At 74.0% G+C, this 19,774-nt stretch carries 17 protein-coding genes; 2 read left to right on the top strand and 15 right to left on the bottom strand.

Features of this window, described 5'->3' with window-relative positions; genetic code table 11:
• Positions 1-293 precede the first annotated feature (293 nt).
• Entirely contained in the window at positions 294-1,043 is a 750-nt protein-coding gene (locus I4I81_RS04090) for an alpha/beta fold hydrolase (protein WP_218605918.1), read from the top strand.
• The gene (locus I4I81_RS04085) at positions 1,040-2,107 is read left to right on the top strand and encodes a glycosyltransferase family 4 protein (RefSeq protein ID WP_218615822.1); all 1,068 of its coding nucleotides are present in this window, start codon (positions 1,040-1,042) and stop codon (positions 2,105-2,107) included. Before I4I81_RS04090 ends, I4I81_RS04085 begins: the two co-directional genes overlap by 4 nt.
• A gap of 145 nt (positions 2,108-2,252) precedes the next feature.
• On the opposite strand, the gene I4I81_RS04080 is transcribed toward I4I81_RS04085, so the two are convergent.
• The 15 genes from I4I81_RS04080 to murC all read right to left on the bottom strand — a co-directional run bounded on the left by I4I81_RS04080 (position 2,253) and on the right by murC (position 19,742).
• A complete protein-coding gene (locus I4I81_RS04080; protein WP_218615821.1) occupies positions 2,253-2,897 on the bottom strand; it encodes a hypothetical protein in 645 nt (214 codons plus the stop codon).
• Positions 2,894-3,778, bottom strand: coding sequence for an RluA family pseudouridine synthase (locus I4I81_RS04075; RefSeq protein WP_218605837.1), 885 nt, complete (start codon positions 3,776-3,778; stop codon positions 2,894-2,896). Before I4I81_RS04075 ends, I4I81_RS04080 begins: the two co-directional genes overlap by 4 nt.
• Positions 3,779-3,815: 37 nt before the next feature.
• A complete protein-coding gene (gene lspA, locus I4I81_RS04070; protein ID WP_226363737.1) occupies positions 3,816-4,370 on the bottom strand; it encodes a signal peptidase II in 555 nt (184 codons plus the stop codon).
• 15 nt (positions 4,371-4,385) lie between these two features.
• Positions 4,386-5,864 carry a potassium/proton antiporter gene (locus tag I4I81_RS04065; protein ID WP_218605835.1) on the bottom strand — a complete coding sequence of 493 codons (1,479 nt, stop codon included), beginning with the start codon at positions 5,862-5,864 and terminating at the stop codon, positions 4,386-4,388.
• Positions 5,865-5,886: 22 nt separating this feature from the next.
• Positions 5,887-6,651: a class I SAM-dependent methyltransferase gene (locus I4I81_RS04060; protein ID WP_218615820.1), complete on the bottom strand. Its 765-nt coding sequence runs from the start codon at positions 6,649-6,651 to the stop codon at positions 5,887-5,889.
• Positions 6,652-6,880: 229 nt separating this feature from the next.
• Complete coding sequence (ileS, locus tag I4I81_RS04055) at positions 6,881-10,024, bottom strand: isoleucine--tRNA ligase (RefSeq protein WP_218615819.1); 3,144 nt, start codon at positions 10,022-10,024, stop codon at positions 6,881-6,883.
• A 340-nt stretch (positions 10,025-10,364) separates the two neighbouring features.
• Positions 10,365-11,861: a hypothetical protein gene (locus I4I81_RS04050; protein ID WP_218604669.1), complete on the bottom strand. Its 1,497-nt coding sequence runs from the start codon at positions 11,859-11,861 to the stop codon at positions 10,365-10,367.
• Between the two features lie 67 nt (positions 11,862-11,928).
• Positions 11,929-12,807, bottom strand: a complete 879-nt coding sequence (gene wag31 / locus I4I81_RS04045) for a DivIVA-like cell division protein Wag31 (RefSeq protein WP_218604667.1) — start codon at positions 12,805-12,807, stop codon at positions 11,929-11,931.
• A gap of 56 nt (positions 12,808-12,863) precedes the next feature.
• Positions 12,864-13,148 (bottom strand): YggT family protein, encoded by a 285-nt coding sequence (locus I4I81_RS04040; protein WP_218604665.1) that lies wholly within the window; start codon positions 13,146-13,148, stop codon positions 12,864-12,866.
• Positions 13,149-13,151: 3 nt separating this feature from the next.
• The gene (locus I4I81_RS04035; RefSeq protein WP_218604664.1) at positions 13,152-13,826 is read right to left on the bottom strand and encodes a cell division protein SepF; all 675 of its coding nucleotides are present in this window, start codon (positions 13,824-13,826) and stop codon (positions 13,152-13,154) included.
• A gap of 61 nt (positions 13,827-13,887) precedes the next feature.
• Positions 13,888-14,613 (bottom strand): YggS family pyridoxal phosphate-dependent enzyme, encoded by a 726-nt coding sequence (locus I4I81_RS04030; protein ID WP_218604663.1) that lies wholly within the window; start codon positions 14,611-14,613, stop codon positions 13,888-13,890.
• Entirely contained in the window at positions 14,613-15,341 is a 729-nt protein-coding gene (gene pgeF / locus I4I81_RS04025) for a peptidoglycan editing factor PgeF (RefSeq protein ID WP_218604662.1), read from the bottom strand. The genes I4I81_RS04030 and pgeF overlap by 1 nt, the downstream gene beginning before the upstream one ends.
• Positions 15,342-15,450: 109 nt before the next feature.
• Complete coding sequence (ftsZ, locus tag I4I81_RS04020) at positions 15,451-16,821, bottom strand: cell division protein FtsZ (RefSeq protein ID WP_218615818.1); 1,371 nt, start codon at positions 16,819-16,821, stop codon at positions 15,451-15,453.
• Positions 16,822-16,957: 136 nt separating this feature from the next.
• A complete protein-coding gene (locus I4I81_RS04015; protein ID WP_218615817.1) occupies positions 16,958-18,202 on the bottom strand; it encodes a cell division protein FtsQ/DivIB in 1,245 nt (414 codons plus the stop codon).
• Between the two features lie 136 nt (positions 18,203-18,338).
• Positions 18,339-19,742, bottom strand: a complete 1,404-nt coding sequence (gene murC, locus I4I81_RS04010; RefSeq protein ID WP_218605531.1) for a UDP-N-acetylmuramate--L-alanine ligase — start codon at positions 19,740-19,742, stop codon at positions 18,339-18,341.
• Between the last annotated feature and the right edge of the window lie 32 nt (positions 19,743-19,774).

The raw sequence follows: 19,774 nt of genomic DNA, 5'->3' as shown, positions 1-19,774 counted from the left end.
CTGAGACGTACATCAGGATCACTACCGAGTGGTATCGGGGGTTACCCCGAAACGCGCACGTCACGGCAGTGTTCTCCGACTCGTGGCCCCGCCGACGCCGTTCTGTGACCCGACCGTATCCTTGGCGGTCGGATGCCTGCGGGACCAGGAGGCCACCTACACTCCGCGCGGTGGCCAGCCTCCCCTCCGCTTCGCGCTCGGAGCGTCTGCCGGGCCGTCGTCACGAGGTCGACCTCCCGACGGGAATCGTTCCGTATCGGACATACGGCGACGTCACCGCCCCTCCCCTGGTCATGCTGCACGGCCTGCGGGGCGATCATCACGGGCTCGAACCCATCGCGTCGCAGCTGTCCGGGTTCCACGTCCTGGTGCCCGATCTCCCGGGCTTCGGCGAGGCCCCACCCCTGACATCCGGCTCCCACGACATCGCCGGGTATGCCGCCTGGAGCAGCGCCTTCGTCCGTGCGGTCGCCCCCGGCGCGGCGCTGCTGGGCCACTCGTTCGGCTCCATCGTGGCCTCCGCCGCGGTCGCCGACGGGCTTCCGGTCCGGGCCCTGGTGCTGGTCACCCCGGTCGCCGGGTCAGCGCTCGGCGGGCCGCGCCAGGCCATGACGAAGGCCACGGTGCTGGTGCACCGGCTGTGCGCCGCCCTGCCCGAGCGACTCGGCACGGCGGTCCTGCGCAGCCGGCTGTTCACACGCGTCGCGAGCGTCGCGATGGTGAAGACCTCCGACCGGGAGCTGCGGCGCTGGATACACGCCGAGCACGACCGGTACTTCGGCGGTTTCGCCGACCGGCGCGTGCTGATGGAGGCGTTCGGGGCGTCGGTGTCGCACGGGGTGGACGAGTCGGCCGCCCGGATCCCGGTACCGACGCTGCTCATCGGCACCACCCTCGACGACATCACCGCCCCCGCCGAGCAGGAACGCCTGGTCACGCTGTTCCCCCACGCCCGCCTGGAGATGATCGACGACACCGGGCACCTGGTGCACTACGAGCGGCCCGACGCGGTGGCGGCGCTGATCGGGCGGTTCCTCGCGTGAGGATCGCCGTCGACTGCCGCTACGTCCGCATCGACCACCACGACGGGATCAGTCGCTACACCGCGGGGCTGGTCGGCGCGCTCGCCGATCTGCACCCCGTCACGATGATCATCAGCGACGAGCGGCAGCTCCGGATGCTCCCGGACCTGCCGTCGTTCCGGGTGAGCGGCCCGACGAGCGCGCGTGAGCCCCTGGTGGCCCGGCAGGTCAACCGCCTCGCCCCGGACGTCGTGTTCAGCCCGATGCAGACGATGGGCACCTGGGGCCGCCGCTACGGCCTCGTGCTCACGCTGCACGACCTCATCTACTACCGGCACGCCACTCCCCCGCGCGACCTCCCCGCCCCGATCCGGCTGCTGTGGCGGCTCTACCACCTGGCGTGGTGGCCGCAGCGGGTGCTGCTCGACCGGGCCGACGCCGTCGTCACGGTGTCGGCGACGACGGCCGGGCTGATCGCGGAGCACCGCCTGACGCGACGTCCGGTGACGGTGGTGCCGAACGCGGCCGACCCCCTGCCCGCCGCCGTCTCGGACGCGCCCGGCCGGCGGCTGGTCTACATGGGCTCGTTCATGCCCTACAAGAACGTCGACGTGCTGGTCCGCGCGGCCGGAGCGCTGCCCGACCACGAGCTGCACCTGATGAGCCGCTGCTCCCCCGCCGAGCAGGCCCGCCTGCGGGCGCTGGCCCCCGCGGCGCGGCTCGTGTTCCACGACGGCGCGTCCGACGCCGAGTACGCCGCGGCGGTGCGGGGCGCGACGGCGCTGGTCTCCGCGTCGCGCGACGAGGGCTTCGGCATCCCGCTCGTCGAGGCGATGGGGGCGGGCACGCCGGTGGTGGTGAGCGACATCCCGGTGTTCCGTGAGGTCGGGGCGGACGCGGGGGCCTACGTCGACCCCGACGACGTCGACGGCTTCGTGGCGGCGATCCGGGCGCTGGACGACCCGGCGGTCCGCGCGGCCCGCGGCGAGGCGGCGCGGCGACGGGCGGAGCACTACAGCTGGGCGTCGAGCGCGCGCGCCCTGCTGGAACTCCTGGAACGCACGGCGCAACAGCACCGCACCTGACGGCCACGCCCGCCGGCACCCCGCCCCACTCGCGCCCCGCCCCGCCGTTGCAGTGGGGTGGCTCTACTCCAGTCCAGTCGGAGTGAAGCCACCCCACTGCGACCAAGGACGGGCGGCACGGGCTGGGCGGCGCCGGGTGGGCGGGTCAGGGGACCTCGCCGTCGTCCGGGAGCGGGTCCGCCGCCTCCGTCTGGCCGGGCAGGAGTGGGGACAGCGCCAGTTCCACCGGCTCGGCGTCCGCCGGGGCCGCGTGCGCCGCCCGCACCTCCGCGCGGGCCCCCAGCGCCTCCAGCGCCGCCCTCTCCCCCCGCACGACCAGCGCCACCACGCACGCGCACCCCGGGTCGGCCAGGGCGGCCGCCTCGGCGGCGGCCACGGCGGCCGGGCGCCCGGTCAGCCGTTCGGCGTCGGCCGAGGCGGTGTCACGCGCCCGGGACCGGGCCAGGTCGATCGTGCCCAGGTCCTCGAACCGCAGCGCCGTCTGCACCCGGTCGATCGGCACGCGGAACACGGCCGTCACGGGGCCCGTCCCGTCCACGGCGGCCAGCGCGGCGGGGCCCGTCAGCTCGGTCCGGAACTGCACCAGCGCGTAGGCCGGGACGCCGGACGGGGGCAGGACCGCGGGCAGCCGCGTGAGGTAATCGGCGACCGGCTCCCCCGCGTCCGGGCCCAGCCGCACCGACCCCGGCGTCGGACCGGGCGTCGACGGCTCGAACCGCGACCCCGCGTACCAGGCCGTGAGCAGCGCGACGACCAGGCACCCGGCCAGGATCGTGAGCCGGCGACTCACTCGCGCAGCAGGTCCAGGGCGCGGGCGAGGTCGGCCGGGTACGGGCTGACGTACTCGACCCACCGCCCGTCGCCGGGGTGCTCGAAGCCCAGCGCGTGCGCGTGCAGCCACTGCCGCTCCAGCTTCAGCCGCTTGGCCAGCGTGGGGTCGGCGCCGTAGGCGAGGTCGCCCACGCACGGGTGGCGCAGCGCGGAGAGGTGCACCCGGATCTGGTGGGTGCGCCCGGTCTCCAGCCGCACGTCGAGCAGCGACGCGGCCCGGAACGCCTCGATCGTGTCGTAGTGGGTGACGCTCGGCTTGCCCCCCGCGACGACGGCGAACCGGTAGTCGTGCTTGGGGTGGCGGTCGATCGGGGCGTCGATGGTGCCGCTGCTCGGATCGGGGTGGCCCTGCGCGACGGCGTGGTAACGCTTGGAGACCGTCCGCTCCTTGAACGCCCGCTTCATCACGGTGTACGCGTGTTCCGAGGTGGCGACGACCATCACGCCGGTGGTGCCGACGTCGAGCCGGTGCACGATGCCCTGCCGCTCCTCCGACCCCGACGTCGAGACGCGGTATCCGAGCGCGGCCAGCCCGCCGACGACGGTGGGCCCGGTCCAGCCGGGGCTGGGGTGCGCGGCGACGCCGACCGGCTTGTCGACCACGACGATCTCGTCGTCGGCGTGCAGGACCGTCAGCCCGTTGACGACCTCGGCCGGCGCGGAGATCGTGGTCGGCGCCTCGGGCTCGGGCAGGCTGACCTGCAGCCAGGCCCCGGCGACGAGCCGGTCGGACTTGCCGGCGGCCCGGCCGTCGACCTCGACCCGGCCGTCCTCGGCCAGCCCGGCGACGACGGTGCGCGACATTCCGAGCAGGCGCGCGAGACCGGCGTCGACGCGCATCCCGTCGAGGCCGTCGGGGACGGGGAGGCTGCGGAGGTCACTCACCCGCGTGTCCCTCGGTGTCGGACGCTGCCTTCTTCGACGGTGTGCGGGTGCCGTCGAGTTCCCGGCCCAGCAACGCGAGGACGACCAGCAGCGCCCCGCCGCAGACGATCGAGGAGTCGGCGAGGTTGAACACCGGGAAGACGCGGCCGTCGGGGGCGAACGGCGACACGAGGTCGACGACGTGGCCCTGCAGCGGCCCGGGCGCCCGGAAGATCCGGTCGACGAGGTTGCCGAGCGCGCCGCCGAGGATGAGCCCCAGCGCGATCGCCCAGCCGGTGGAGCGCAGCTTCCGCGCCACCCGGATGATCACGACGACGACGACGAGCGCGATCAGCGACAGCACCCACGTGTAGCCCGTGGCCAGCGAGAACGCGGCGCCGGGGTTGCGCACGAGCTGCAGGTTGATCAGCCCGCCGAGCAGCTCGACGGGTTCGCGGCCCTCGAGCAGCGCCACACCGATCACCTTGGTGGCGATGTCGGCGGCCAGGATCAGGACCGCGATCAGGGCGAGCAGCCGGACTCGAGGGGCGGTTGCGGGGTCACTCACACCGGCCATCATCCCTCAACGCGGGGTGCTGCCCCGCCAGCGGGCCAGTCGCCCGCCCGCGTCGACGGCGCGGATGCGCTCCTCGGCCGCGTGCCGGGCCCCGGAGGTGGCGATGACGAGGAGCTGGTCGCGCTCGCGCAGCCGCGTCTCGCCGTTCGGTGTGAACGCCTGCCCGTCCCGCACGACGAGGCTGACGACGGCGCCCGTCGGCAGCCGCAGCTCGCTCAGGTACACCCCGCGCAGCCGCGACCCGACCGGGACGCGCACCTGGATGAGGTCGGCCCCCAACTCATCGAGCGGGGCGGCGTCGACCTCGATGTCCTGTGTCTCGACGGTCTGGGTGACGCCGAGCAGCCGAGCGACGGCGGGCAGCGTGGTGCCCTGCAGCAGCGTCAGCACGACGACGAGGACGAACACGACGTCGACGAGCATCTCCGCGCCCGGCGCCCCCTCCGTCAGCGCGATGAGCGCGAGCACGATCGGCACCGCCCCGCGCAGCCCCGACCAGGACAGGAACGCCTGCTCCCGCCACGGCACCCGGAACGGCGTGGCCGCCGCGAGCACCGACAACGGCCGGGCCGCCAGCAGCAGCACCAACCCGGCGATCAGGGCGGGGACGAGGGCGTCGAGCAGCCGCGACGGCGTGGCGTACAGGCCGAGCAGCACGAACAGCCCGATCTGCGCGAGCCAGCCGGTGCCCTCCGCGAAGGACTGCACGCCCCCGCGGTGGGGCAGCTCGGAGTTGCCGAGCACGAGTGCGCAGACGTACGTGGCGAGCAGGCCGGAGGCGTGCGCGAGCTGCCCGCTGGAGTAGGCGAGCACGCAGACGGCGATCGCGGCCAACGGGTAGAGGCCCGTCGACGGCAGCGCGGCCCGGCGCAGCGCCCACGCCCCGCCGAGCCCGAGCAGCACCCCTATCGCGGCCCCGGCGCCCAGCTCGTAGACGACCAGGATCGGCGTCAGCCAGGTGATCGGGTCCTCGGTGGCGAGCAGCAGCACGGCGAGCACGACCGGCGCGTCGTTCATGCCGGACTCCAGCTCCAGCGCCCCGGCCAGGCGTCGCGAGACCCCGACGCCGCGCAGCACGCTGAACACCGCCGCCGCGTCCGTCGACGACAGCACGGCCCCCCAGAGGAACGCGGTCCGCCACTCCAGGTCCAGGAGCACGTGCAGCGACACCCCGACCACGCCGATGCTGACGATCACCGCCACCGTCGACAGCGCGATCCCGACGCCGAGCGAGGGCTTCACGGCGTCCCACCGGGTCGTCAGACCGCCCTCGATGAGGATGAGGACCAGTGCCGCGAGCCCGATCGACTCCGTCAACAGGGCGTCGGAGAACTCGATGCCCAGCACGGACTCGCCGAGCAGCACCCCGATGCCGAGGTAGAGCAGCAGCGACGGCAGACCCACCCGTACGGAGACCCGCACGGCCAGCACGCCGATGAGCACGACCGCGGCCGCGATGCCGAGAAGGATCTCCAGATCGGGCATATCACCTCCGCTGGAGCCGACTCTAACTACTCGCCTCCCAGGTGAGCGTGGCGGCGTGCCGCGGACGGGGCGGAGTGGCGGCCAGGGCGGCGGCGACGTCGGGCTCGCGGTCCGCGGGCAGGCACAGCCGCCGCGTCACCCAACCGGGGTCCTGCTTCGGTGGGGTCCGTCGCTCCCAGTGCCGCACGTGCGGGGTGATCCCGAGCTCGCGGAGCACGGCGACGGCGTCGTCGGTGGTGGCGGGCGGCGGGCGGTGCAGGCCGTGGAAGCCGACCCACAGCCCGTCGAGCCAGGCCATCGGATGCTCGGCGAGCATCTCGACGACGACCCCGCGGCGCGCGGCCGCGGTGAGCGCGAGCAGGAACGGCGGCAGGTCGACGACGTTGTGCAGCACGTGGTTGCTCACCACCACGTCGGCGGTGCCGGCCTCGGCCGCGGCGTCGGGCCAGCGGCCGTGGACGGTGCGGAACGGGATGCCGCGGGCCGTCGCGGCCGCGGCGAAGGTCTCCAGCATGTCGGCCTGCTGGTCGTTCGCGGTGATGTGGGTGACGGCGCAGGCGAGCGCGAGGGAGGCGTCGCCGCCGCCCGCACCGACGTCGAGGACGGAGCCGCCCGCGCCGAGGAGATCCAGGCCGGCCGCGCGCGACGGGGTGTCGACCGGTACCTCCGGCGCGACGAAGTAGGAGGGATCGTGCAGCCAGGGCGGGGAGGGCGCCTGCGCGAGGATCTCCCGCGGGATCCCCCGGCCCTCCTGCAACTGCGCCCACCGCCGCGCCGCGCTCCCCATGCCGCCACCCTAGATCGGTCCGCGCGCGCTCCCGCGAACCGGCGAGTTCGCCACCGGCCCCCGGCGAGTTTGCCGCCAAGGCCCGGCGAGTTTGCCACCAAGGCCCGGCGAGTTTGCCGCCGACGTCCCGGCGTGATCGGCCGACTCGGCGTACTCCGCCGGCAAACTCGCCGGGTGGGAGCGGCAAACTCGCCGGGTGGGGGCGGCAAACTCGCCGGGTGGGGGCGGGTCAGGGGCGGGTCAGGTGCACCGTCAGGGGGGTCGAGGTGTTGTCGGGGCCGGTGACCGTGCCGGTCAGGGTCGGCGACCCGATCGCCTCGTACCCGACCGAGGCCGCCAGCACCTCCCCCGCCACGAACGCCTGGTGGGCGCGCACGGCGTCGAGGACCGCGAGCTCGGCGTCGAGGACGAGCGCGATCCGGTCGGACACGTCGAGCCCGGCGTCGCGGCGGGCCTGCTGCACCACCCGCACGACGTCGCGGGCCGTACCCTCGGCCGCCAGCTCCGGGGTGACCGCGGTGTCGAGCACCACGAGCCCCGTCGAGCCCGGGAGCGCGAGGGTCTCTTCCGGATCCGCCGCCACCAGTTTCTCGGAGAACTCCCCGTCGAGCAGCGTGATGCCGCCCGCGGTGACGGTGCCGTCGGCCGCCTGCTCCCACTCCCCCGCCTTGACCGCGCGGATCACCTTCTGGGTGTCGCCACCCAGGCGCGGCCCGCAGGCACGGGCGTTGACGGCGATCTCGAAGCGACCGTGCGCGGCGACGTCCGTCGTCAGCACCACGTCCTTGACGTTGACCTCGTCGCGCAGCACGTCGGCGAACGGGGCGAGCGCCTCCGCGTCGGCGGCCGCCACGGTGAGCCGGGCCAGGGGCAGCCGCACCCGCAGCTTGCGGGCCTTGCGCAGCGACAGCGCCGACGACGCCACCTGCCGCACCCGGTCCATGGCCGTGACCAGGGCGTCGTCGTGCGGGAGCTCGCCCGACACGGGCCAGTCCGTCAGGTGCACCGACCGCCCGCCGGTGAGCCCCTGCCAGATCCGCTCGGTCGTGAGCGGCAGCAGCGGCGCCGCGACCCGCGCGGTCACCTCGAGCACGGTGTGCAGGGTGTCGAGCGCGTCGGCGTCGGCGTCCCAGAACCGCTCGCGGGAGCGGCGCACGTACCAGTTCGTGAGCACCTCGGCGTGGTCGCGCACGTGCTCGCACGCCCCGGCGATGTCGTGGACGTCGAGCGCCGCGGTGACCGCGTCGACCAGCGACGCCGTCTTGGCCAGCACGTACCGGTCCAGGACGTTCGTCGAGTCGGTCCGCGTGACCGGGGTGTGCCCGGCCGCGTACAACGACAGGAAGTACCACGTGTTCCACAGCGGCAGGATCGCCTGGCGCACGCCCTCGCGGATCCCCTGCTCGGTGACGACGAGGTTGCCGCCGCGCAGGATCGGGCTGGACATGAGGAACCAGCGCATGGCGTCGGAGCCGTCGCGGTCGAACACCTCGGTGACCGCGGGGTAGTTGCCGCGCGACTTGCTCATCTTCGTGCCGTCGTCGCCCAGCACGATCCCGTGCGCGACGCAGTCGCGGAACGCCGGACGGTCGAACAGCGCCGTGGCCAGCACGTGCAGCGTGTAGAACCAGCCGCGGGTCTGGCCGTTGTACTCGACGATGAAGTCGCCCGGGTAGTGGTGCTCGAACCAGTCGCGGTTCTCGAACGGGTAGTGCACCTGCGCGAACGGCATCGAGCCCGACTCGAACCAGCAGTCGAGCACCTCCGGTACCCGGCGCATGACCGACTTCCCGGTGGGGTCGTCCGGGTTGGGGCGGGTGAGCTCGTCGACGTAGGGGCGGTGCAGATCGGTCGGCCGCACGCCGAAGTCGCGCTCGAGCTCGTCGAGCGAGCCGTAGACGTCGCGGCGCGGGTAGGCCGGGTCGTCGGACTCCCACACCGGGATGGGCGAGCCCCAGTACCGGTTGCGGGAGATCGACCAGTCGTGGGCGCCCTCCAGCCACTTGCCGAACTGCCCGTCCTTGACGTGCTCGGGCACCCAGGTGATCTGCTGGTTGAGCTCCACCATCCGGTCGCGGAACGCCGTGACCTGGACGAACCACGAGTCGACGGCCCGCTGGATCAGCGGGTTGCCACAGCGCCAGCAGTGCGGGTACGGGTGGTCGTAGGTCTCGTGGCGCAGCAGGACGCCGTGGACGAACGGGGCCGTGCCGTCGCGGAGGTCGCGGATGATCTGGGGGTTGGCGTCGAACACCTGCATCCCGGCGTACGGAGCCACGCGCGCGTCGAACTCGCCCTTCGAATCGACGGGGACGACGGCCTCGATCCCCGCCGCGTCGGTGACGACCTTGTCCTCCTCACCGAACGCCGGGGCGATGTGCACGATCCCGGTGCCGTCGTCGGTGGTGACGTAGTCGGCGGCCAGGACGACGTGGGCGTTCTCCCAGCCGGCGAAGAAGTCGAACGGCGGGGTGTAGGACAGGCCGACGAGGTCGGAGCCGCGGTAGGTGCCGAGCAGCTCCGGCTCCTCCCCCAGCTCGCGGGCGTAGGCCGCGACGCGGGCGGCGGCGAGCAGGTAGCGCTCGCCGTTCGCGGACACCAGCGCGTAGTCGACGTCGGAGTTGACCGCCATGGCCAGGTTGGACGGCAGCGTCCACGGGGTCGTGGTCCAGATCAGGGCCAGCGCCCCGTCCAGGTCGGACCCGGGCGCGGCGAGCCGCAGCCCGACGGTGACGGCCGGGTCCTGACGGTCCTGGTAGACGTCGTCCATCTTGGTCTCGGTGGCCGAGAGCGGGGTGCCGTCGTGCCAGCAGTACCAGAGCACGCGGAACCCGGAGTAGACCAGACCCTTGTCCCACAGGGTCTTGAAGGCCCACATGACCGATTCCATGTAGTCCAGGTCGAGCGTCTTGTAGTCGTTGTCGAAGTCGACCCAGCGCGCCTGGCGGGTGACGTAGGCCTGCCACTCGTCGGTGTAGCGCAGGACGGACTCGCGGCAGGCGGCGTTGAACGCGGCCACGCCCATCTCGTCGATCTCGGACTTGTCCTTGATCCCGAGCTGCTTCTCGGCCTCGACCTCGGCGGGCAGGCCGTGGGTGTCCCACCCGAAGCGGCGCTCGACGCGCTTGCCGCGCATCGTGCGGTAGCGCGGGACGACGTCCTTGACGTAGCCGGTGAGCAGGTGGCCGTAGTGCGGGAGGCCGTTGGCGAAGGGCGGGCCGTCGTAGAAGACGAACTCGTTGGCGCCGTTCTCCCCGGCGTCGCGGGCCTCGACCGAGGCGACGAACGTGCCGTCGTGGCTCCAGAAGTCGAGGACCTCGCGCTCCAGCTCGGGGAACGACGGGTGCGGGGGGACGGCGGGGTAGCCGGTCATCGGAAGGTGCTCCCTGGCGGTGGTCTCGTGCGGCTCGGAACTGCTGCCTGCACGGGGACGACTCCCGCCCGGATCGGACGAGCACCGCGGTACCACCCCGCTTGCCGCGCTCGGGGCGCGACCACTCGTGGTCGGCTGTGACGGGCCGTCCCGTCCGGTTCTACTCCGCGCCGCGGCGGGCGCCGCGCGTTTCTTCCGGAGGCTCCCCGGTGATGGCCGGATCGGTGCCTGTGGAACCAGGGTAGCGCCGGTGCGCCACCCGGTATTCCGCGGGCCCGCGACCATCCGGCCGGGATGGCATCCCGGCCGGATCAGGCGGACGGCTCAGCGTGCGTCGGGCTCAGCGCGCGTTCGCCGAGTGACGGCCGGCGAGCGTGCGGTCGGGCGTGCACCAGCCGCACGGACTGAACCCCAGCTCCACGGCCTCACGGGCCGGGAGCGGGATCAGTGCCGCCGCGACGAGCGACCGACACCCCGGGACGTGGTAGCGCGGCTGCTCGTCGATCACGAGGACCTCGTCCTGGAGACCGGCGACGACCGCCGCGACGGCCGCGTCGGGTTGTTCCTCCGGGATCTCGCCGTCCGAGGCGGGGACGGACGACGCGGGGACGGACTCGGCCGGGGCGGACCCGGCGGCCTCCACCGGGGCACCGGCCGGGCCGGTCCGGAAGGCCGTGGTCGCCTCCGCCGGTCGCGACGGCGTGCCGCCTGCGGCGTCGGAGGATGTCTCGGACCGGGCCGCGGGGGCGTCTGCCCCGGGCGGCGGGACGGCCGCACCGGGCGGTGTGGTGGCCCCGGCCGCCGACTTCCCGGCACCCGACGCCGAGGCGCCCGAGCCGAAGCCGCCGTCGGAGGACCCGGACGGCCCGCCGGACCGGGTCTCGGCCGGACTGGTGAAGAGGGAGTCCGGATCGGTACCGGTGGAGGCGGCGGCCGGTCCGGTGGTGCCGGATGCGGCGGAGCCGACCACGGGGGCGGCCGTGGTGCTCGCCGCCTCCGGCCGACCCGGTGCACCCCGGGCTGCGTCCTTCGTGAGGACCGGGCCCTTCGCGGAAGCAGGGTCGCCGTTCGCGGGAGCAGGGTCCTCTGTGGAAGCAGGGTCCGTGGTCGGGGCAGGGCCCTTCGCGGAGGAGGAGTCCTCCGCGGGCGAGGTGCCGTCCGGACCGGGGTCGGCCGACGCCTTCGCGACGGCCGCGGTGGCGCCCACCCCGACGACGGCGGTGGTGGCCGCGGCGGCCGCACTCCCGCCCGTACCCGCCGGGGTGGCGACGGTGGCCCCGTCGACGCTCGACGGACGGTCGGTCTCAGGTGCGGAGGTCGAACGAGCGTCCGCCGCCACAGTTACGGTGGGTGACGCAGAATCGCTCGATGGTGTGATCGCAGGGGTAGCGCCGGACGGTCCCGACGGAGAGCCGGACGGTTGAACGGCGGGCATCAGAACCGTCTGCTGGGCATCCGCGTCCGGATCGAAGCGCGGGTCGACCGACTGCGTGGGTGCATCGACACCGGAACCCCGGACCCCCGCTGGGACGGAGGGCCGGATCACCGGGATGACCTCGGTGACCGGGTCGATGTCCCCGGCCGCGCCCGGGGACGCGAACGGGCGGCCCGTGCCGTAGGACGGAATGTCCTGCGGCTCGGCTGAGCCCGCCCCGGCACCCGGATCGTCGCCCGCACGGACGGCCGACCTGCGCTGCAGCGTGTCGTAGAGCAGGACCAGGGCGGCGGCGACACTCACGGCCACCGACACCCAGGCCCACATCACGCTGCTCGACAGGAAGCCGACCAGCAGCAAGCCGAAAGCGATCAGGACGAGGATCAGAACCAGCAGCAGCACTTGTCACTCCGGATGCGGCGGCGCGGTCGGACACCGCGCCGCCGTGTAGGTGTACGGGTGCGTCTGGTCAGCTACCCGCGTCGGCGCGCTGACCGTACCCGGTGGCCGCGTAGCCACCGTCCCGCGTGTTCCGACCGTCGGTCGGCGCAGCGGAGCCACGACCCTCCAGGTCCCTGAGCTGGGACTCCAGGTAGGTCTTCAGGCGGGTGCGGTACTCGCGCTCGAAGGTGCGGAGCTCGTCGATCTTCTTCTCGAGCACCGTCTTCTCGCGGGTGATGCTGCCGATGATCTCGTTCTGCTTGCGTTCGGCGTCACCGACCAGCGTGGCGGCCTTGTCGCGCGACTGGCGCTCCAGGGTCTCCGCCCTGGTCCGGGCGTCGTTCAGCATCGTCTCCGCCCGCGAACGGGCGTCGTTGACGAGGCCGTCGGACTTGGTCCGGGCCTCCGACAGCAGCTGCTCGGACTTGGTCCGGGCGTCGCTGAGCATGGAGTCGGCCTCGGACTTGGCCTCGGCGGTGAGCCGCTCGGCCATCTCCTGGGCCATCGACAGCACCTTGGCGACCTGTACGTGGTGGTCACCACCCTGGTCGCCGGGTTCGGCCATCTGCGGAGGCGGCGCCGACATGGAGCGCTGGGGCTCCATGGGCGGGCGCATCGGCGGCGGCTCCACCTGGCGCTGGATCTGCTGCGTCGGTGGGGACACCGGCGCAGAGACAGCGGCAGGCGGGCGCGACCGCGCCTCCTCCAGGTCGGCCTGTGCGTTCCCGAGTCGCTGCTCGAGCTCCGAGACCTGTTCGCGCAGGTCCTCGTTCTCCTCGATCAGTCGGGCCAACTCGGCCTCGACAAGGTCGAGGAACGCGTCGACCTCGTCCTCGTTGTACCCCCTCTTCCCGATAGGGGGTTTGCTGAACGCGACGTTGTGAACGTCGGCGGGTGTCAGCGGCATCGGATCACCTCATGCAGTCCTCGGCGGCGAAACCGGGTGACTGGGGCTCACTCCGGCTACGGCTGGGCAACGCTCATAAGTATGAACACGCCCAGCAGGAGAACCATAATCGACAGGTCCAGTCCTACGCCGCCTATCCGGACGACCGGGATCACTCTCCGCAACAACTTCACGGGGGGATCGGTCGCGGTGAAGATCATCTCCAGGGCGACGGCACTGGGCCCGGCCGGTACCCACTGACGCGCGAAGCTGCGCACGAGCTCGGCCACGATGCGGCCGATGAGCAGCAGCCAGAAGAAGAACAGCAGGTAGTAGAGGATGAACTGGATCACGAGGGGCACAGCTCAATCCTGACGGAAGATCCCGCGTTCTGCGAGCTTCCGGGCGTCGTCGGCCGAGACCTCGACGTCGGCGGGTGTGAGAAGGAAGACCCGGTTCGTGACCTTGTCGATCGAGCCGCGCAGCGCGAACGCCAGGCCGGCGGCGAAGTCGACGAGCCGCTTGGCGTCCGCGGCGTCCAGCTCGGTGAGGTTGATGATCACCGGCTGGCCGTCGCGGTAGTGCTCGCCGATCGTCCGCGCTTCCTTGTAGCTGCGCGGCTGGAGCGTCGTGATGCGGTTCAGCGCGGCCGCTCCGCGATCCCGCTGCTCCGGCACGACCTGCGGAGACGGCGGCACGGGCAGCCGCACGGGCTCCCGCAGCACCGAGTCGGGATCGATGGCCAGCGCGCCGCGTGTGGCCCCCGCTCCGAGGCCGGAGAGGCCGCTGCGGGCGTCCCGGTCGGGCGTCACCGCACGGACGGGACGACGGTCCCACTCGCGCTCGGCACGGACCGGCTCAGGCCGGGCGGCGGGCTCGTCGTCGTCGGCGTAGGAGAAGCGGTCGTCCCACCGGTCCTCGGCGTAGTCCCGGCCCCGACGGGGGGCGGCGTAGCGCTCCGTGGGCTCGTCGGCGTAGTCGGCGAGTTCCTCCGCCGGAACCATCCCGAAGTAGGCCTTGAGCCGGTACATCGCGCTCATCGGCGCTCCAATCGTTGCCACTGCCCCCGACACACCGGAGGTCCGTCCCGACCTCCAGCGATCACCGCGAGGTTATCCGTCTGTCCCCCACAAGGGCCGTTCCGACACGCACCACGTCCGAACCGTGACTTATGGCGACATCGAGGTCACCGCTCATGCCCGCCGACAACGTCCTGGCCTGCGGAAACGCCGATCTGAGCCGGCCGGCCGCCGCGGCGACGGACGAAAAGGCACGCTCCGTGTCCATGCCGAGCGGGGCGACCGCCATGAGACCGTCGAGTCGCAGCCCGGCGCACCCGGCGACGTGTTCGGCGAGCGGCAGGAGCCCGTCAGGGGCCACTCCACCCCGTTCCGGGTCCCCGTCGACGCTGAACTGGAGCAGTACGGGCAACGCGTCGGAACGGTCACCGGCCTCCTGCGCGCGCCGGACGGCGGCGTCGAGGGCGTCGGCGAGCCGCACGGAGTCCAGCGACTCCACCCGGTCCGCCCAGCGCACCGCGGCACGTGCCTTGTTCCGCTGCAATCCGCCGACGAGGTGCCACCGGGCCCCGGGGTGCGTCGCCGCGACCTCGTCGACCTTGGCCCCCGCCTCCTGCACCCGGTTCTCGCCGAACGCGGTGAGCCCGAGGTCCATGAGGATCGTGACGTCGGACGCGGGCACCGTCTTGGTCACGGCGAGCAGCGCGACGTCGTCGGGCGAGCGGCCCGCCGCCGCACAGGCGTCGGCGATCCGGGCACGGACGGCGGCGAGACGCTCCGTCAGCTCCGCGCGGCGCTCGTCGCTCATCAGGACCTCACCGAAGGCAGGGGGTCCAGCCACGTGATGGCCGCCTGCCGCCCGGTGGGGGCGTCGCGGCGGTGGCTGAACAGGTCGCGGGTCTCCATCGTGCAGCGCGGGTCCCCGCCGATGCGGGCGACGCCGAGCGCGGTGAGCTGGTGGTGAAGGCCGGCACGAAGGTCCAGCCCGGCCGTGCCCGTGCGGGTCCGGACGGCGCTGCCGGGCAGCGCGGCGTCGACCTCGGCGGCCATCGCGGCGGGCACCTCGTAGCAGCCTCCGCAGACGGCGGGCCCGAGCAGCACCTCGACGTCCCCGACGCGCGCACCGAGCGCCACCATCGCCTCGACGACGGCCGGCAGCACCCCCGCCGCGGCCCCGACGCGCCCGGCGTGGGCCGCGCCGACGATCCCGGCGCGGGGGTCGGCGAGCAGGACGGGCACGCAGTCGGCCGCCAGCACCGCGATCCCGACGCCGGGCACCGCGGTGACCACGGCGTCGGTGTCCGGGACGTCCGGCGCACCGGCGGCCGGTACGGCGTCGACGGTCTCGACGCGGGTGCCGTGCACCTGCTGCAGATAGACGACCGGGACCCCGAGCTCGCGGGCGACCCGCGCCCGGTTCGCCGCGACGGCGGCCGGGTCGTCGTCGACGCCGGTGGACAGGTTGAACCGGGCGAAGCGGCCGGTCGACCGTCCGCCGGCGCGCGTGGTGACGACCCGCCGCACGCGCGGGGTCACCTGGACTCCCGGGTGGCGGGCCGCACACAGACCGCGGGGCCCGCACACAGGTCCGTACCTGTGCGCGAGCCCGCGGAGGTGTGTGCCGGAGGTGTCGTCGCCGACACCGTCAGCGCTTCATGAACGGCGGCACGTCCACGTCGTCGTCGAGGTCGTCGACCGGGGCCTGCTGCCCGTAGGACGACGCCGGGCGCTCGACGACCGGCGGGGCCGGCGGGGTGTGCGCCGCGGGCGGGGTGTACGCCGGCGGCTCGGGAGCGGGCTCGGTGACCGGCCGGGCCGACTCCGGGCGCCGTGGCTCCGGGAACCCCGACGGCGCGGCGGCCGGCGGGAGCGTCCCGGACTGGTTGGAGCCCGCGTAGCCGTTGCCGTTGGAGGCGCCCTGGTAGGGCGGCGGCGGGGTGCTGCCGTTGGCCGCCGCGGCCGGGGCGGCGGGCGTGGCCGGGGCCGTGGAGCCGCTGACGCCCGGCGCGATGACGCTCTTGCCGCTGCCGGTCCCGTACGCGGCCGGGTCGAGCTTCTTGTGCGTCGGACCGCCCGCCTCGAAGCCCGCGGCGATGACCGTGACCCGGACCTCGTCACCGAGGGAGTCGTCGATCACCGTGCCGAAGATGATGTTCGCCTCGGGGTGTGCTGCCTCCTGCACCAGCGAGGCGGCCTCGTTGATCTCGAACAGGCCGAGGTCGGAGCCACCCGCGATCGACAGCAGCACGCCCTGGGCGCCGTCCATCGACGCCTCGAGCAGCGGCGAGTTGATCGCCTTGCCCGCCGCCTGCACCGCGCGGCCCTCCCCGCGGGAGGACCCGATGCCCATCAGCGCGCTGCCCGCACCGGACATGACCGACTTGACGTCGGCGAAGTCGAGGTTGATCAGGCCGGGGGTCGTGATCAGGTTCGTGATGCCCTGGACACCGGAGAGCAGCACCTCGTCGGCGGAGCGGAAGGCGTCCATGAGCGAGACGCCCACGTCGCCGAGCTGCAACAGACGGTCGTTGGGGATGACGATGAGCGTGTCGCACTCCTGGCGCATCCCGCCGATCCCCTCCTCCGCCTGGCCCGCGCGACGGCGGCCCTCGAAGGTGAACGGGCGGGTGACGACGCCGATGGTGAGCGCGCCGAGCTTGCGCGCGATCGACGCGACGACGGGCGCGCCGCCGGTGCCGGTGCCGCCGCCCTCCCCCGCGGTGACGAAGACCATGTCGGCCCCCTTGAGGACCTCCTCGATCTCCTCGCGGTGGTCCTCGGCGGCCTTGCGGCCGACCTCGGGGTTGGCGCCCGCACCGAGACCGCGGGTGAGCTCGCGCCCGATGTCGAGCTTGACGTCGGCGTCGGACATGAGCAGGGCCTGCGCGTCGGTGTTCACCGCGATGAACTCGACGCCCTTGAGGCCGACCTCGATCATGCGGTTGACGGCGTTGACCCCGCCGCCACCGATGCCGACGACCTTGATCACGGCCAGGTAGTTGTGCGGGGGCGTCATGCGCGGTCCCTTCCTACAAAGTGGGGCCGGGGGAAGTTTCCGTTCCGACGGGTCGAACGCTAGGTCGCGATTCCGCGCCGGTCCAGCAGGCGCGCCGCGCGGCAGCAACCCCCCGACCGGGTCTACCTGTGCGTCATCAGGAACGCACGGTGGGTAATGCCGGGCTCGTCACGTCGTAGACGCGGCCCGGCTGGGTCAGCAGGGCCGTCAGCACGGCGGCCTTGCGGTCGGACTCCTCGGCCGGTCCCCAGCGCACCTGGCGGTCCTCCGAGAGCCCCAGCGTCACCTGCGGGGTGCCCCCACCGATGGCCACGTCGACGGTCGCGACCCGCCCTCGGAGGGCCTCCGGCAGGGCGGTGAGGACGTCCAGGGCCGCACGGGTGGACGGGTCGTCCGGACCGACGGCGCCGAAGGTGAGCTGCGGCAGCCCCGGCTGGACCGGTGCGGGGTAGACGACCCCGGTGGCGTCGACGGGCATCGGGCCCCGCGGCGTCTGCGCCACGGCGACCGCGGTGCGCTCGACGATGGCGACCGTCACGGTGTGCGGCCAGCCCCGGCCCACCTCCACCGAGCCGATGCCCGGCAGCTGCGCCACCCGCTGGGCGATCCCCGCGGTGTCGACGCCCGCGAGGGGGCCGCCGGGCAGCACCGCGGCCGCGGCGAGCACGTCGGCCTGCGGCACGTCGACGGTGCCGGTGACCTCGACTCCCTCGACGTCGAACAGGCCCAGGTCGTAGACGAGCACGCGGACGCCGACGGCGAGGACGCCGAGGAGGACCAGCACGCCGACGAGCGCCGCGACCCGCCTGCGGCGGCGGTGCAGCGGGGAGGGCTCGGGCCGGGAGGCGGCGGGGCGGGACCGGGGGCGGTCGTCGCCCCGGTCGGTGTCGCGGTCGGTGTCGCGGTCGGTGTCGCGGTCGGTGTCGTCGGGGTCCGGGGTGCGGGTCCGTGCGGTGGTCCGGCCGTCGGAGCGGGTGGACCCGCCGGTGCGGCGCCCGCCCCTGCCGTCGCGACCCGCGGGTTCCCCGGCGGTCCGACGGGCCGTGGTGCGACCCCCCGCCCGCTCGTCCGACGCGCGCTCCCCCGACCCCCGGTCGGTGCGAGCCCGATCGGCGCCCGTCCGGCCACCGGTCCGATCGCCACCGGTCCGATCGCCACCGGTCCGATCGCCACCGGTCCGATCGCCGGACGACCGGTCGCCGCCGGACCGGGCCGTGCCGGACCGGGCCGACCCGGCCCCCGCGGTCCTCGCCCGGGACGGGCGTGCCGCCGTCTGGTCCCCCGCCCGCTCCCCCGCCTGCTCCGCCGCCTGCTCCTCCGCCTGCTCCTCCGCCGCGCGACGGGCCACCGCCTCGCCGACCGTCTCCCGCCGCGGGCTCACCCCGCGCCCCCGAGCCCCGCAACCGCGAGCCCCGCAGCCTCGAGCCCCGCAGCCTCGGAACCCGGGCCACGCGTATCTCCCGGCCGTTCGCGCTCGTCCGGGCGTGCGCGGACGGCGGATTGGTGCGCGGGCGGGGTCATCGACGGCGCTCGAGCTCGAGCAGGACCTCCGGACCGAGGACCGTGACGTCACCCGCGCCCATCGTGATGACCAGGTCGCCGGGCCGCGCGATGCCCGCGACGACCCTCGGCACGTCCGACCAGCCCGGCACGAACCGCACCTGCCCGGCGGGCAGCGGCACGGCGTCGGCGACGAGAGCACCGGTGACGCCGGGCTCGGGGTCCTCGCGGGCGCCGAACACGTCGAGCACCACGACCTCGTCGGCCAGGGCCAGCGCGCGGCCGAAGTCGGCGGCGAACTCGCGGGTACGGGAGTACAGGTGCGGCTGGAAGGCGACGACGACCCGACCGGCCCCGGCCACGACGTCGCGGGCCGCACGCAGCTGCGCGGCGACCTTGCTCGGATGGTGGGCGTAGTCGTCGTAGACCGCGACCCCGTCGGCGCGGCCCTTGAACTCGAAGCGGCGCCGCACGCCGTCGAACGCGGCGAGTCCCGCGAGCAGCTCCTCCGGCGGGGCACCGAGCTCGACGCCGGCCAGCAGGGCGGCGAGCGCGTTGAGGGCCATGTGCTCCCCCGGTACCGCCAGCCGCAGCCGGTGCTCCGTGCCGGCGTGGCGCAGGACCATACGGGCACCGGGCCCGTCGGGGCGGAAGTCGACGAGCCGGGCGTCGGCGTCGGCGTGGCGCCCGTAGCGCAGCACCCGGATCCCGCGGGACTCCGCGAGCGCGGCCAGGTCGGCGGAGCCCGGGTCGTCGGCGCAGGCCACGAGCGCGCCACCGGGGGTGATCCGGCCCAGGAACTCGCCGAACGCCGCGATGTACGCCTCGGGCGTGCCGTAGTGGTCGAGGTGGTCGGCCTCGACGTTGGTGACGATCGCGACCTGCGGGCCGAACGCGAGGAACGACGCGTCGCTCTCGTCCGCCTCGGCCACGAACACGTCCCCGTGGCCCTCGTGCGCCCCGGACCCGGACGACGCCAGGTCACCGCCGATGGCGAACGACGGGTCGAGCCCGGCGTGCTGCAGCGCGACCGTGAGCATCGAGGTGGTGGACGTCTTGCCCGCCGTGCCGGTGACACAGACCAGCCTGCGGCCCGTGGTGAGGGCGGCGAGGGCCTGGGCGCGGTGGGCGACGTCCAGGCCGCGGGAGCGGGCGGCGGCCAGCTCGGGGTTGGTCTCCCGGATCGCCGAGGACACGACGACGGTGGCCGGGGCCTCCGGAAGGTGCGCGGGGTCGTGGCCGATCTCGATGCGCGCCCCGAGTGCCCGCAGCGCGAGCACGGTGCGCGAGTCTTTCGCGTCGGACCCGGAGACGGTGACTCCGCGGGCCAGCAGGATGCGGGCGATGCCGCTCATCCCGGCACCGCCGATGCCGATGAGGTGGACGCGGTCGTGCAGCGTGACAGGGCCGGTGGGGGTCATGCCACCTCCTCGCCGACGCCCGCCGGAAGCAC

Origin of the sequence: Pseudonocardia abyssalis (assembly GCF_019263705.2) — a bacterium.
Taxonomy (GTDB): Bacteria; Actinomycetota; Actinomycetes; order Mycobacteriales; family Pseudonocardiaceae; genus Pseudonocardia; species Pseudonocardia abyssalis.
The sequence above is the reverse complement of the archived record's forward strand: the minus strand, read 5'-3'. Positions and strand labels throughout refer to the sequence as shown.

Bases quoted from the DNA above. Each gene is read 5' to 3' on its own strand.
- murC (WP_218605531.1), bottom strand. From the start codon at position 19,742: ATGACCCCCACCGGCCCTGTCACGCTGCACGACCGCGTCCACCTCATC.
- ileS (WP_218615819.1), bottom strand. From the start codon at position 10,024: ATGACCGGCTACCCCGCCGTCCCCCCGCACCCGTCGTTCCCCGAGCTG.
- I4I81_RS04065 (WP_218605835.1), bottom strand. From the start codon at position 5,864: ATGCCCGATCTGGAGATCCTTCTCGGCATCGCGGCCGCGGTCGTGCTC.
- I4I81_RS04090 (WP_218605918.1), top strand. From the start codon at position 294: ATGCTGCACGGCCTGCGGGGCGATCATCACGGGCTCGAACCCATCGCG.
- wag31 (WP_218604667.1), bottom strand. From the start codon at position 12,807: ATGCCGCTGACACCCGCCGACGTTCACAACGTCGCGTTCAGCAAACCC.
- I4I81_RS04075 (WP_218605837.1), bottom strand. From the start codon at position 3,778: ATGCGCGTCGACGCCGGTCTCGCGCGCCTGCTCGGAATGTCGCGCACC.
- ftsZ (WP_218615818.1), bottom strand. From the start codon at position 16,821: ATGACGCCCCCGCACAACTACCTGGCCGTGATCAAGGTCGTCGGCATC.
- I4I81_RS04030 (WP_218604663.1), bottom strand. From the start codon at position 14,613: ATGAGCGACGAGCGCCGCGCGGAGCTGACGGAGCGTCTCGCCGCCGTC.
- I4I81_RS04060 (WP_218615820.1), bottom strand. From the start codon at position 6,651: ATGGGGAGCGCGGCGCGGCGGTGGGCGCAGTTGCAGGAGGGCCGGGGG.
- I4I81_RS04035 (WP_218604664.1), bottom strand. From the start codon at position 13,826: ATGAGCGCGATGTACCGGCTCAAGGCCTACTTCGGGATGGTTCCGGCG.